This window comes from Catenulispora sp. GP43 (genome assembly GCF_041260665.1).
Taxonomy (GTDB): domain Bacteria; phylum Actinomycetota; class Actinomycetes; order Streptomycetales; family Catenulisporaceae; genus Catenulispora.
In genome coordinates, this window is record NZ_JBGCCT010000030.1 from 1 (window position 1) to 12,877 (window position 12,877).

Sequence of the window (12,877 nt, forward strand, 5' to 3'; positions counted from 1 at the left end):
GCTGGTCGGTGTGTTTCTGGTGCTGGTCCCTGTTCCCCCGGCCGCCCGGGGGGGGGGGGGGGCGCCGGGGGGCGGCGCGGCGGCCGCCCCCCCCCCCCCCCCCCGCCACTCACGCCCCGCGCAGGCGCCCGCCACTACTCGGTGCCGTGCGCCTGCCCGTCGCCGTCGCCGTGGTCGCCGCCGTGGTCGTGGTCGCCGCCGTAGTCGTGGTCACGGTCATGGTCATGCCCGTGATCCGCGGCGCCGGCCAGCGCCATCCGCTCCCGCCGCTTCATCAGCACCCACCACAGCACCAGCGCCAGGCACACCGCGAGCAGCCCGACCGCGACCAGGATCGTCGGGTTGCTGCTCGACGACGCGGCGTCGGGCGTGCTCGCCGCCTCGGTCGTCGAAGCCGGGTCCGGGGTCGGGGAGGCGGTCGGCGCCGCGGTGGAGGAGTCGGTCGTGGTCTCCGTCGCGGTGGGGGCCGGCGCGGTCGGCGTCGCCGAGCTGCTCGGCGTGCTCGACGGTGTCGAGGGCGCCGGAGGCGGCGGCTGCACCGTGAGCGTGCCGGACACGGTCGGCTGCGCGGCGAACGACAGCCCGACCGGGCTGAGCGCCACCGCCACCGCCACCGGCTGTGCCGGCGCCGACGAGGACGAGGACGAGGACGAGGTGGCCGACGAGCCCGGCTGGCCCGGGGCCTGCCCGGGCGCCGCGAAGGCACCGGCGCCGACCGTCACCCGCACCAGGAACTGCGCCGAACCGCCGGCCGGCACCGTCAGCTGCGGGACCACCGTGGCCGACATGGGGCTGGTGGCCGTGGCGTCGGAGACCGGCACCGTGTGCCAGGTCCCGCCGCCGGTCTGCTCCTCCACCTTCACGTCCGAGGCATGCGCGATGCAGCCCGCGGACCCCGCCGAGCACAGCAGCAGCTTCACCGGGACGTCCTGCAGGCTCAGGTCCGTCGGGTTGTCCAGGGTGCCGGTCAGCACCATCGGCGCCCCGGCGCGCCCCGAGCCCGTGAGCCCGGAGACCTGGAAGGTGGGCCCGGTCACCGGCATCGACGCGACCGCCGTCGCGCCGTTGGCCGACGCGCTCACCCGCACGTCGTCGACCGCCGTCGTCCCGGGCGACATCCGCAGCTTGAGCACCTGCGTCCCGCTCGCCGGGACGGTCACGTCGTCGGTGACGGTGACCGACGCCTGGCCGGCCGGCACCGGCACCGTCTGCCAGGAGCCGCTCGCCTGGTCGTAGTGGTCCAGCCGCAGCGCGGTGGCCGAGACCCCGGAGCCCTCCGAGGTCAGCGTCATCGTCACGGCGCCGGTGTAGCCCTGGCCCCCGGCGTCCTTGACCGTGACGTCGACCTCCCGCTCGGGCAGCTGCTGGCCCGGCAGGTCCAGCGGCAGCTGCGCCGGCGCCGTCATCGACAGCTGCACGCCGTTGGCCGCGACGCCCGACACCGTCTGCGTCTTCGGCGCCGACGGCGGCGTGGCCACCGGCCCCGCCCCGTCCGCGGCCGCCGTCCCTGCGACCGCGCCCGCACCGACCACCATCAGGCCCGCCATGACAGCGCGAAGCCTTCGCCTCATATCCGACCCCTGACCGCCCCGCGGCCCGTCCGCACGGGCCTCCCATCACATAGACGCAACGGGGCACGGCGCGTTGCCTGTCCTCCCCCGGTCGTCACCGAACCGTGATCGACGCCCGCCGCATGCCCACGCCCCCGGTCACCGCCCGGCCGGCGGTCCGGGCGCCTGGCACAATGACCGGCATGACCTCCCAGCAGCTGACCGAGCGCATCGCGGGCACCGGAACGGGCCTGGAGACCACCGACATGGTGCTCAACATCGGCCCGCAGCACCCGGCCACCCACGGCGTGCTGCGGCTGCGGCTGGTCCTGGACGGCGAGCGCATCGTCTCGGCCGACCCGATCATCGGCTACATGCACCGCGGCGCCGAGAAGCTCTTCGAGGTCCGCGACTACCGGCAGATCATCGTGCTGGCCAACCGCCACGACTGGCTGTCGGCCTTCTCCAGCGAGCTCGGCGTGGTGCTGGCCGTGGAGCGGATGCTCGGGATGGAGGTCCCCGAGCGCGCCACCTGGGCCCGCACCCTGCTGGCCGAGCTGAACCGGATCCTCAACCACCTGATGTTCCTGGGCTCCTATCCGCTGGAGCTGGGCGCGATCACGCCGATCTTCTACGCGTTCCGGGAGCGCGAGGAGATCCAGGCGGTGATGGAGGAGATCTCCGGCGGCCGCATGCACTTCATGTTCAACCGGGTCGGCGGCCTGAAGGAGGAACTGCCGCTGGGCTGGACCGACCGGGTCCGGGCCGCGATCGCCCTGGTGCGCTCCCGGATGTCCGACATCGACCGGCTGATCACCGGCAACGAGATCTTCCGGGCCCGCACCCGGGGCGTGGGGGTCCTGACCCCCGAGCAGATCGCCGCCTACGGGGTGTCCGGCCCGATCGCCCGCGCCTCCGGCGTCGACTTCGACCTGCGCCGCGACGACCCGTACCTGGCCTACGGCGAGCCGGAGGTGCGCGAGACGCTGAAGGTGGTCACCGGCCGGGGCGGCGACTGCCTGTCCCGCTTCGAGGTGCTGCTGGAGCAGGCGTACAACTCCCTGGACATCGCGAAGGCCTGCGCCGACAAGCTGGACACCCTGGACACCGGGCCGATCAACCAGCGGCTGCCCAAGATCCTGAAGGTGCCGGAGGGGCACACCTACGCCTGGACCGAGAACCCGCTGGGCATCAACGGGTACTTCCTGGTCTCGCACGGCGACAAGACGCCGTGGCGGCTCAAGCTGCGCTCGGCGTCGTTCAACAACATCCAGGTGCTCTCCGAGGCGCTGCCCGGACATCTGGTGGCGGACATGGTCGCGATCCTGGGGTCGATGTTCTTCGTGGTCGGGGACATCGACAAGTGATCGGGTAGCCGGACACCGAGCACCGAGCACCGGACACCGAGCACCGAGCACCACCGGACACCGGACACGCGAAAGGGCCCCGCCGAGATCGGCTGGGCCCTTTCGCGCGAAGCTCAGTGGGGTTGAGGAACCTCAGGCGGTCCCGGTCTCCCGGTGCTCGATCTTGGCCATCTGCTGCGTCTCGTCGTACATCGTCAGGTCCACCGGGGCCGCGTTCGAGGTCGTGCCCTGATCCGCGGCGAGGTAGGGGCGGTAGAGCCGCTCCGGGGGCACCGGGCGGGCCGACGGCAGCGCCGTGGGCCGGCCGTCCTGGCGCTGGCGGGGCATGACCACGCCGGGCACCGTGTACGGGTCGTGGCCGGGGCCGGAGACCTCGCCGGCGACGTCGAAGCCGACCTCGTCGCGCACCGCCAGGACCGCCGAGCGCAGCGGCCGCGGCTCGGCGGCGGGCAGCTCGGGCTGCGGCTGCGGCTGCGGCTGCGGTTCCAGCGCCCGGACCGGGACCGCGGCGGCCGGCCGCAGGTCGATCTCGGTGCCGGCGGCGGTCGTGCCGTAGTCGTACTCGGTGTATTCCGCGTACTCGGCGGTGTTCGCGTAGGCCGCGTATCCGGCCTGGTAGGCCGCGTCGTATTCGAGCTCGTAGACGCCCGAGCGCGCCGCCTGGTAGCCGGCGAACGCGTGGTCGTGCACCGACACCGGCTCGAACTGGTGCGCCGGCTCGAAGGGCTGGACCTGGGCGAAGGACTGCACCGCCGACCGGGTCAGCTCGGCCGCGGCCGTGGTCTGCTGCACCCACGCCGAGAGCACCGCGAGGTCGTGCTCGGCACGCACCCGCGCGGCCTCGGAGGCGTCGGCGCGCAGCTGCTCCTCCTTGGCCCGCTCCTCGAACAGGACGACGGTCTCCTCGGCGGCCAGCGCGTCCGTCTTGAGGTCGGCGATCTGCTTGTCGCGGCGCGAGGTCTCGTACTTCAGCTCCGCGGCGAGGTCCTCGCGCATCGCGGCGACCAGCTCCCGGCGGGTCGACCGGTCCCGGCGCGCGGCGACCATGGCGACGGAGGAGAAGACCGCGCCGGCGGCGGCCATGCCGACGCCGAGCCGGAGATGGAACGGATCGCTCCAGGCGAGCGTGGTCGCGATGCCCGCGGCCGCGCCCGTCAAGGACGTGGTGGTGGCGACGATCGAGGGCCATGCCGGGCCGGCTATGTCGCCCCCGCGTCGCTGGGCCTGTAGCTGCCGAGCGTGACGCATGGCCGAACATTACTGGCTGCGGCCTCGCACGGACAAGCGAAACGTACGAGCGATACCGGGCACGCGGATATCAAGATCTTGCAAATGGTCAGGCTTCGGACATACCCGGCGAATCAAGAGCCTGAATGGTTGGACTCCCGGCGGACCGGAAAGGTCCCGTCCGGCCGGTTGCGCACCGGACGCGTGGGGGCGGCCGACTTCGTCTTGGTCCCGTCCTTCGGCAGCCCGTCCTCCGGGCCGCTGGGCGGTACCCGCAGCACGTACTCCAGGAACAGCGCCGCGGCGACGAGGGCCAGACCGCACAGGACGGTGATACCGCAGACGATCGCGCGGGTCCGGTAGACGTCGATGCCGAGCTTGCTGAGCAGGAACACCCCGTAGCCGGCGTACACGCCGGAGACGATCGCCCCGACCATCGAGGAGGCCTTCGCGAACATCACCGCGCGCGCCGCCTGTAGCGGGTCCAGCGGCTTGGCGGCGCGCTGCCCGGGCAGCAGCGGCGGGGTCGGCTCGCCGTCGGCGATGCGCTGGACCGCCTCGCGCTGCGTCTTCAGCCGCGAGCGGAAGCCCAGCGCGGTGGCCAGGATGATGACGGCCAGGATCGCCGGGGTCAGCGGGGCGGAAGCCGGGACGCCGGGCGGGGTGCCGTAGTGCGACCAGAGCTGGACGCCGCCATAGGACAAGGCGCCGACCACGAGGAACGCGGTCACGAGTGCCAGGGGACGGGTGGGCTTCACAGGGTCCACGGTACGCGGGTGGTGGCGGGGGAGGCGAGCCGCTGGGCCCGGGGCGTCCGGCGGCGGCGCCGCGCGCCGTCGCGGCCGCTGCCCAGAGCCTCGGCCGAGGCGCTGACCAGCGGCGGGACCCGGACCTGCGGGCCGGGCGCGCCGACGGCCGGCCGATGGCGGAAAACCGCGATTCGGGCCGGGGCGGCCGGCGGACCACCCCGGCGTGAATCGGCGGTTACGGCAGCAGCAACTCCAGGTCGTCCCGGCGCGCCGCGCCCTGCGCCGCGGCCCCGCCGAGCGCGGCCAGCAGCTCGGCCACCGGCCCCACGCCGGTCAGCACGTCCTCGGGCCGCACGTCGTGCCACGGCGCCAGCACGAACGCGCGCTGCGCGGCCCGCGGGTGCGGCAGCGTCAGCTCGGCCTCGTCCGAGACCAGCTCGTCGACCTGGACGATGTCGATGTCGATGGTGCGCGCGCCCCAGTGCACCTCGCGGGTGCGGCCCAGGGCCTCCTCGATGGCCTGCGTCCGCATCAGGAGCATGTCCGGCGGCAGCGCCGAGGTCACGCCGAGCACAGCGTTCAGGTAGTCGTCCTGCGGCTCGGCGCCCTCCTCCAGCATCGGAGCGGTCTCGTAGACCGGGGACAGCCAGGTGACGGTCAGCGTCGGGGTGTCGGCCAGGGAATCCACCGCGGATTGCAGGTTGGCCAGGCGGTCCCCGAGGTTGCCGCCTATCGCCAGGACCGCGGTGTGGGTGCGAAGACCCTCGCCCCCGGCCGTCCCGCCCATGTCGCCGACCGTCTGGCTCATATCGCCGACCCGCCGTTCTCCGGCTGCCGCACGGCGGCGGCCGCCAGGTCCTCCCGTGTCCGTACCACGGTCACGGTGACGTCCTCGAACGGCACCGTGATCGGCGCGTCCGGCTTGTGGAGCGTGATCTCGACCTCTTCGACGAGCGGGTACTCCAGGCACGCCGCGGCCATCCGGGCCGCCAGGGTCTCGATCAGGTTGACCGGGTCGCCCTCGATCAGCGCCACGATGCGCTCGGAGACCTCGCCGTAGTTGACCGTGTCCTCCAGGGCGTCGCTGACGGCGGCACGGCTGGTGTCCAGGCCCAGCGTGACGTCGACCATGAACGTCTGGCCCTTCTCCCGCTCGCGCTCGAAGACCCCGTGGTGGCCGCGCCCGCGCAGCCCGTGGACGGTCACCCGGTCGAGCCGCTTGTTGTGAGTAGACATCATGACGAACATACCGGGGCCGGTTCCGGCATGCCGTTCCGGGATCGCCCGAATACCGCCACCGGGTCCGGACCACGCGTGATGCCCGGCCCCGGCCCGCGCCGCCTACTCCTCGACGCTCTCCATGACCGCGGACGCGTGGTGCATCCACAGCCGCCAGCCGTCGTCGGTGCGGCGGAAGATGTTGACCGTCGTGGCCCGGCCGCCGGCGATGAAGCCCGGGTCCTCCTCCGAGGAGCCGGCCGACATGTCGGTGATGATGTTCTCGGTCAGGCTGACCACCGCGATCCGGTCCACCACGTCGATCCGCACGTCGGTGAGGAAGAACTGCAGGAACGGGGTGTTCGCGCACACCACCGCCCAGGAGCGCAGCACGTCCTCGCGCCCGAACACCGGCGCCCAGCCGGGGTGCACGCACTGCACCGAGGCCTCGAACGGCCCGGACAGCCAGATCGCCCCGAGCCGGTCCAGGTCGCCGGCCTCGGCGGCGGCGTAGAACTCCTCGTTGGCCTCGGTGATCGCCTCGATGTCCGCGGCCACCTGCGGCGGCGGGCCGTCGGGGCCGGCCGCGAAGGCGCCGAACTCCTCCTCGAACTCGCCGAAGTCCTCGAACCCGTCCCGGTCCCGCCCGGCGTCCGCCGGCTCTCCGGGCTCTCCCGGGCCGTCGGGACCGCCGTGCTCGCCGGGGTCTCGGGGGTCGCCGGGCTCTCGGGGGTCGCGGGGGTCTCGGGGCTCGCCGGGACCGCCCACGCCGTCAGGCTCCCGGGCGCTCATCGCGCCGCCGCCAGCGCCGCGGCCACCCGGACCGCGTCCAGCGAGCCGAGCGCGTCGTGCGCGCGCACGCCCCAGGCCCCGGCGGCCGCGACCAGCGCGGACAGCGCGGCCGTGGCCGAGTCCCGGCCGTGCGGCGGGCGGATCCCGGCATTCTGGTCGGCCAGCAGCCGGCCCAGGAAGTTCTTGCGGGAGGCGGCGATCAGCAGCGGCCGGCCGAGCGACTCCAGCTTCTCCAGATGGGCCAGCAGGGCCCAGTTGTGGTCGGCGTTCTTCGCGAAGCCCAGGCCGGGGTCCAGGATCACCTGGTCCCCGCCGATGCCGGCGGACAGGGCCGCGTCGAAGCGCGCCCGCAGTTCCTCCACGACGTCCTTCACGACGTCGTCGTACACCGCGCGGGTCTGCATGTCAGTGCTGTGCCCGCGCCAGTGCATCAAGATGTACGGCACCCCGGCCTGGGCCACGAGCGGGAACATGTCCGGATCGGCCAGACCACCGGAGACGTCGTTGACGATCACCGCGCCGGCGTCCAGCGCGGCCGCGGCGGTCGTGGCGCGCATGGTGTCCACCGACACCCGCACCCCGGCCGCGGCCAGCTGCTCGATCACCGGCAGGACCCGGTCCAGCTCCTGCTCGGCGGTGACCCGGGCGGCGCCGGGCCGGGTGGACTCCCCGCCCACGTCGACCACGTCCACACCGTGCCGGTGCAGCCGCAGGCCGTGCGCCACGGCCTTGGCGGTGTCCCCGTCGGCGTAGTACTCGCCGCCGTCGGAGAAGGAGTCGGGCGTCACGTTCACCACACCGAAAACGGCACAGCGTCCGAAATCCGGCAGACCGCGCACGGTCTGGCTGCGGTTGAGGGGCCGGCCCTGCGCGTTCATGGTGAAAGCCTAGCCGTTCGCGGCCTTCTGGCCTCCCGGCCCGCGAAGCGCCGCCTCGGGCTCGCCCGGAGTGGGCTCGGCGTCCGTCCCGTCCTCGGTCCCGTCGGCCTTGGCGGCGTGCTCGGGGCACTCGGCCTCGGCGTCGGCGTCGTCCAGTTCGCGCTCGTCCCGGTCCTTCTTCGACCAGGGCAGGCCCGGCGGGACGATGAAGCCCTCGGCCTCGGCGTAGGCCAGGCCCACCCGCGGGATGTCCCGGGTGTTCTTGAAGGCCACGAACCGCGGCACCCACTCCGGCTGGAACTTCGAGTTGAACTTGTACAGCGACTCGATCTGGTACCAGCGCGAGAAGAACACCAGCGTGGAGCGCCACATCCGGGTGATCGGGCCGGCGCCGAGCTTCTCGCCGCGCTCCAGCGCGGAGCGGAACACCGCGAAGTTCAGCGAGGACCGCGTGATGCCCAGGCCCTCGGCCGCCTGCATGGCCTTGACGATCAGCAGCTCGTTCAGCCCCGGCTCGGCCTCGCGGTCGCGCACCATCAGGTCCAGGCTCATGCCGTCGGTGCCCCAGGGCACGAAGTTGATCAGCGCCCGGACCTCGCCGTCCTTGGTCGCGGTGGCCACCACGCACTCGCCGTCGGCCGGGTCGCCGAACCGGTCCGGACCCAGGGCCATCGAGAAGCTGCCGCGCTCGCTGGACCCGCGCCAGGCCTCGATGCCGGTCTTGATCAGCTCGACTTCCGAGCGCGGGATGTCCTTGAGCCGGCGCACCTGGCACTCGTAGCCCTGGCGCTCGACCCGGTTCACCATCTGCCGCACGTTGCGCATCGCGCGGCCTTCCAGGCTGAACTTGTCGGTGTAGCAGATGGCCTCGTCGCCCAGTTCCAGCGCGTCCAGGTCGGCCTCGCGGCACCACACCTCGCCGCCGGTCTCCGAGCAGCCGACCACGGCCACCACCCAGGCGTGCCGGTCGGCCTCCTCGACGTAGACCTTGATCGCGCCGGGCCAGGCCTCGGGGTCGCCGATCGGGTCGCCGGAGGCCAGCATCACGCCGGAGACCACGCGGTAGGTGATCGCGGCCTTGCCCGAGGGCGACCAGATCACCGACTTGTCGCGGTGGGTGGCGAAGTAGGCCAGCGAGTCACGGCGGCCCTGCTTGGCGATCAGCTCGCGCAGCCGCTCGTCGTCCTCGGCGGACTGCCGGGCGATCGGCTCGGCCGGGCGCAGCACCAGGTAGGCCACGATCAGCGCGGTCATCAGGCCCAGCCCGCCGAGCAGCAGGGCGACCAGGTCGTCGGTGGAGCCGCGCTTGAAGTGGACCGGCCCGTCGATGCCGATCAGGCCCAGGGCGACGTGCTGCAGCCGCTTCCAGGCGCTCGGGTCGCCCTGGATGTGCTTGCCCTGCCAGTACATCAGCGCCATACCGGAGGCGAAGGCGAACGCCGCCAGCAGAACGAACGCGCGTAGCGCACGCCAGCGCGTGTACGGGTCGCCGAGGGCGTAGAACTCCTCGCGGTAGACCAGCAGCAGGACCAGCACCACGATCGTCAGGACGATCTGGATGCCCAGGTAGTGCGTCGCGGCGTCGCGGTCCCCGCCGCGGAACGAGCGCACAAGGTGGAAGACCACCACCGTGGCCAGCAGGACGACCGCGACCCACCACGCCCGCTTCTTGCGGCGCTTGAGCGCGTGCGCGATCAGCACCAGCACCACGCCGGACATCAAGGTGGCCGCGGCGGCCAGGTTCTGCACCTCGGTGGGCACCTTGACGCTGATCGAGTGGACCCGGGAGTGCCGGAAGCCGGGCGAGATCGCCGAGGCGATGTTGCCGAAGCCGGCCAGGTAGGTGATGAACGCGACGAGCCGCGGCACCCAGTTCCGGTGTTGCGGCGGCTGCGCCGCCGCCGCGTCGGACGGGGGCGGCGCGGTCTTGGAGGTCATGGCTTTGGCCCGAGTCATGTTGGAGGGACGTTCGAGGGCACCGTGCAGGTTGTCACCGGTGTTGGCAGCGTCATCCGCCGGCGTGGCGGATCCGACCTGATTGTGCCGCGCGCCGGGGCGCGCCGGGGCATCCTTCGGCAAATCGCGGGGGGCGCCCGCATGTCCTGTGGCCACATTCCGGCGGTTACCCGCCCCGGAGGACTTGACGCGCGGTCCCGGGACGCCACCGGCACCCCCTGTACCCGGCCCGCCACCGGTGGGGCCGGCGGGGGTGTCGGGGACAGCGGGATCGCGGACTGCGGAATCACAGACTGCGGGATCGGGACGGCCGGATCCGGCGGCCGGGCCCGGGCGGGTCGTGGTGACGGTCCGGGTCGGGCGCTCGCTCACCGGCCCAGGATCAGGCTCATCGCCTCGGCGCGGCTGGCCGGGGCGAGCAGTTGCCCCCGCACCGCCGACGTCACGGTCTTCGCGCCCGGCTTCCTGATCCCTCGCATCGACATGCACAGGTGTTCGCACTCCACAACGACGATGACCCCGCGCGGTTCGAGAATGCGGACCAGCGCGTCGGCGATCTGCGTCGTCAGGCGCTCCTGGACCTGGGGCCGCTTGGCGTAGACGTCGACGAGCCGGGCCAGCTTGGACAGGCCCGTGATGCGTCCGTCCACCGAGGGAATGTACCCCACGTGGGCCACTCCGTGGAATGGCACGAGGTGGTGCTCGCAGGTGCTGTACACCTCGATGTCGCGCACCAGCACCATCTCGTCGTGGCCCAGGTCGAAGGTCGTGGTGAGCACGTCCTCCGGGCCCTGGTGCAGGCCGGCGAACATCTCGCGGTAGGCCCGGGCGACCCGCGCCGGGGTCTCCTTCAGGCCGTCGCGGTCCGGGTCCTCCCCCACCGCTATCAGCAGTTCGCGCACCGCGCGCTCGGCGCGGTCGGGGTCGTACTCGGCGACCGCGCGGCCCAGGTCGGGCGCGGCCAGCTCGGGCTGGCCCGCCAGGCTGACGCGGGCGATGCCGCCCCCCAGGCCAGTGGCCCGGGGGGCGGCACCGCCGCCGTGGTTCTGGTTCTGGGTATCGCTCACTGCTCGGGCACCGTGTCCGTCCGGCCGACGATGCTGTCGGTCACCGTGCCGTTGGCGGCCGAGCGGGCCGCCTCCAGCTCGCGCGGCGTCTGCACCGGCGGGCGGGTCTGCAGGGTCCGGCGCGAGGAGCCGATCCAGGCCGGGCGCTGCGGGCGCTTGGAGACCGGGGCGAAGATCGCGGCGATCTGCTCCTTGTTCAGCGTCTCCTTCTCCAGCAGCTCCAGGACCAGCTGGTCCAGCACGTCGCGGTACTCGACCAGGATCTCCCAGGCCTCGTCGTGTGCGCTCTCGATGAGCCGCTTGACCTCCTCGTCGACGATCGAGGCGATCTCCTCGGAGTAGTCGCGCTGGTGGCCCATGTCGCGGCCCAGGAAGACCTCGCCGGAGTCCTTGCCGAACTTGATCGGGCCCAGGCGCTCGGTCATGCCGTACTGGGTGACCATCGAGCGGGCGATGTTGGTGGCCTTCTCGATGTCGTTGGAGGCGCCGGTGGTCGGGTCGTGGAAGACCAGCTCCTCGGCGGTCCGGCCGCCCATGGCGTAGGCCAGGTTGTCCAGCATCTCGTTGCGCGTGGTGGAGTACTTGTCCTCCTCCGGCAGCACCATGGTGTAGCCCAGGGCGCGGCCGCGGGACAGGATCGTCACCTTGTGCACCGGGTCCAGGTTCGGCATCGCGTGCGCCACCAGGGCGTGGCCGCCCTCGTGGTAGGCGGTGACCTTCTTCTCCTTGTCGCTCATCAGGCGGGTGCGCTTCTGGGGGCCGGCGACCACGCGGTCCACGGCCTCGTCCAGCGACTCGTTGTCGATGAGCTTCTTGTCGCCGCGCGCGGTGAGCAGCGCGGCCTCGTTCAGGACGTTGGCCAGGTCCGCGCCGGTGAAGCCGGGGGTGCGCTTGGCCAGCGAGTCCAGGTCCACGCCCTGCGCCAACGGCTTGCCCTTGGAGTGCACCCGCAGGATCTGCTTGCGGCCCTCCAGGTCCGGGGCCTCGACCGCGATCTGCCGGTCGAAGCGGCCCGGGCGCAGCAGCGCCGGGTCCAGGATGTCCGGGCGGTTGGTCGCGGCGATCAGGATCACGCCGCCCTTGACGTCGAAGCCGTCCATCTCGACCAGCAGCTGGTTCAGCGTCTGCTCGCGCTCGTCGTGCCCGCCGCCCAGGCCCGCGCCGCGGTGCCGGCCCACGGCGTCGATCTCGTCGACGAACACGATCGCCGGGGCGTTGGCCTTGGCCTGCTCGAACAGGTCGCGCACGCGGGAGGCGCCGACACCGACGAACATCTCGACGAAGTCCGAACCGGAGATGGAGAAGAACGGCACTCCGGCCTCGCCGGCCACCGCGCGGGCCAGCAGCGTCTTACCGGTTCCGGGCGGGCCGTAGAGCAGCACGCCCTTGGGGATCTTGGCGCCGATGGCCTGGAACTTCGCGGGGGCCTCCAGGAACTCCTTGACCTCCTGGAGCTCCTCCACGGCCTCGTCGGCGCCGGCCACGTCGGCGAAGGTGGTCTTCGGGGTGTCCTTGCTGACCAGCTTGGCCTTGGACTTGCCGAAGTTCATCACCCGGGAGCCGCCGCCCTGCATCTGGTTCATCAGGAACAGGAAGACCAGGGCGATCAGGACGAAGGGCAGCAGCGTGATCAGGATGCCGACGAGGGCGTTCTGATGGGCCAGCGAGACGTTGTAGCCGTCCTTGAGGCCGCCGGCCTGCTGGGAGTTGTCCAGCGCGGTGGTGATGGCGGCGCCCTGCTGGTCGTTCAGGTAGGAGGCCTTCAGGTCGGTGGCGCCCTGCTGCTGGGCCACCGTGCTGTTCGGGTCGACCTTGATCTCGACCGAGGAGCCGGAACCCCCGACGACCTTGGCCGAGACGACCTGGTTCTTGTGGATGGCGTCCAGGATCACGGAGGTGTCCACGGACTTGGGGCCGCCGGCCGAGGAGACCAGCTGCATGACCGCGAGGACCGCCACGACGGCCAGGACGACCCAGATCACTGGGCCTCGGAAGTAACGCTTGACGTCCATCGATCCTCTACGACTCGTGCTAGCGGTTCACGGCGGGGGGTGGGGTGGTTCATGATGCCTA

11 protein-coding genes are annotated in these 12,877 nt (G+C 72.4%); 1 reads left to right on the forward strand and 10 read right to left on the reverse strand.

Features of this window, described 5'->3' with window-relative positions; translation table 11 throughout:
- Positions 1–134 precede the first annotated feature (134 nt).
- A complete protein-coding gene (locus ABH926_RS41375; protein WP_370371821.1) occupies positions 135–1,547 on the reverse strand; it encodes a hypothetical protein in 1,413 nt (470 codons plus the stop codon).
- Between the two features lie 197 nt (positions 1,548–1,744).
- On the opposite strand from ABH926_RS41375, the gene ABH926_RS41380 reads away from it, so the two are divergent.
- Positions 1,745–2,917, forward strand: a complete 1,173-nt coding sequence (locus ABH926_RS41380) for an NADH-quinone oxidoreductase subunit D (protein ID WP_370371823.1) — start codon at positions 1,745–1,747, stop codon at positions 2,915–2,917.
- A 132-nt stretch (positions 2,918–3,049) separates the two neighbouring features.
- Here ABH926_RS41380 and ABH926_RS41385 read toward each other — a convergent pair whose 3' ends face one another.
- From ABH926_RS41385 to ftsH, 9 genes are all read right to left on the reverse strand, one after another.
- On the reverse strand, positions 3,050–4,165 hold the full coding sequence (locus ABH926_RS41385; protein ID WP_370371824.1) for a hypothetical protein: 1,116 nt from the start codon (positions 4,163–4,165) through the stop codon (positions 3,050–3,052).
- A 113-nt stretch (positions 4,166–4,278) separates the two neighbouring features.
- Positions 4,279–4,902: a DUF3180 domain-containing protein gene (locus tag ABH926_RS41390; protein WP_370371826.1), complete on the reverse strand. Its 624-nt coding sequence runs from the start codon at positions 4,900–4,902 to the stop codon at positions 4,279–4,281.
- Between the two features lie 226 nt (positions 4,903–5,128).
- Positions 5,129–5,701, reverse strand: coding sequence for a 2-amino-4-hydroxy-6-hydroxymethyldihydropteridine diphosphokinase (folK, locus tag ABH926_RS41395; RefSeq protein ID WP_370371827.1), 573 nt, complete (start codon positions 5,699–5,701; stop codon positions 5,129–5,131).
- Entirely contained in the window at positions 5,698–6,141 is a 444-nt protein-coding gene (gene folB / locus ABH926_RS41400; RefSeq protein ID WP_370371829.1) for a dihydroneopterin aldolase, read from the reverse strand. The genes folK and folB overlap by 4 nt, the downstream gene beginning before the upstream one ends.
- A gap of 93 nt (positions 6,142–6,234) precedes the next feature.
- Complete coding sequence (locus ABH926_RS41405; protein ID WP_370371831.1) at positions 6,235–6,903, reverse strand: nuclear transport factor 2 family protein; 669 nt, start codon at positions 6,901–6,903, stop codon at positions 6,235–6,237.
- A complete protein-coding gene (folP, locus tag ABH926_RS41410) occupies positions 6,900–7,781 on the reverse strand; it encodes a dihydropteroate synthase (RefSeq protein WP_370371832.1) in 882 nt (293 codons plus the stop codon). The genes ABH926_RS41405 and folP overlap by 4 nt, the downstream gene beginning before the upstream one ends.
- A 9-nt stretch (positions 7,782–7,790) precedes the next feature.
- Positions 7,791–9,719 (reverse strand): phosphatidylglycerol lysyltransferase domain-containing protein, encoded by a 1,929-nt coding sequence (locus ABH926_RS41415; protein ID WP_370371834.1) that lies wholly within the window; start codon positions 9,717–9,719, stop codon positions 7,791–7,793.
- Between the two features lie 386 nt (positions 9,720–10,105).
- Positions 10,106–10,702, reverse strand: a complete 597-nt coding sequence (gene folE / locus ABH926_RS41420) for a GTP cyclohydrolase I FolE (RefSeq protein ID WP_370372000.1) — start codon at positions 10,700–10,702, stop codon at positions 10,106–10,108.
- Between the two features lie 98 nt (positions 10,703–10,800).
- A complete protein-coding gene (ftsH, locus tag ABH926_RS41425; RefSeq protein ID WP_370371835.1) occupies positions 10,801–12,816 on the reverse strand; it encodes an ATP-dependent zinc metalloprotease FtsH in 2,016 nt (671 codons plus the stop codon).
- Positions 12,817–12,877: the final 61 nt, after the last annotated feature.

Bases quoted from the DNA above. Each gene is read 5' to 3' on its own strand.
- ABH926_RS41375 (WP_370371821.1), bottom strand. From the start codon at position 1,547: ATGGCGGGCCTGATGGTGGTCGGTGCGGGCGCGGTCGCAGGGACGGCG.
- ABH926_RS41380 (WP_370371823.1), top strand. From the start codon at position 1,745: ATGACCGGCATGACCTCCCAGCAGCTGACCGAGCGCATCGCGGGCACC.
- ABH926_RS41385 (WP_370371824.1), bottom strand. From the start codon at position 4,165: ATGCGTCACGCTCGGCAGCTACAGGCCCAGCGACGCGGGGGCGACATA.
- folK (WP_370371827.1), bottom strand. From the start codon at position 5,701: ATGAGCCAGACGGTCGGCGACATGGGCGGGACGGCCGGGGGCGAGGGT.
- folB (WP_370371829.1), bottom strand. From the start codon at position 6,141: ATGTTCGTCATGATGTCTACTCACAACAAGCGGCTCGACCGGGTGACC.
- ABH926_RS41405 (WP_370371831.1), bottom strand. From the start codon at position 6,903: ATGAGCGCCCGGGAGCCTGACGGCGTGGGCGGTCCCGGCGAGCCCCGA.
- folP (WP_370371832.1), bottom strand. From the start codon at position 7,781: ATGAACGCGCAGGGCCGGCCCCTCAACCGCAGCCAGACCGTGCGCGGT.
- ABH926_RS41415 (WP_370371834.1), bottom strand. From the start codon at position 9,719: ATGACCTCCAAGACCGCGCCGCCCCCGTCCGACGCGGCGGCGGCGCAG.
- ftsH (WP_370371835.1), bottom strand. From the start codon at position 12,816: ATGGACGTCAAGCGTTACTTCCGAGGCCCAGTGATCTGGGTCGTCCTG.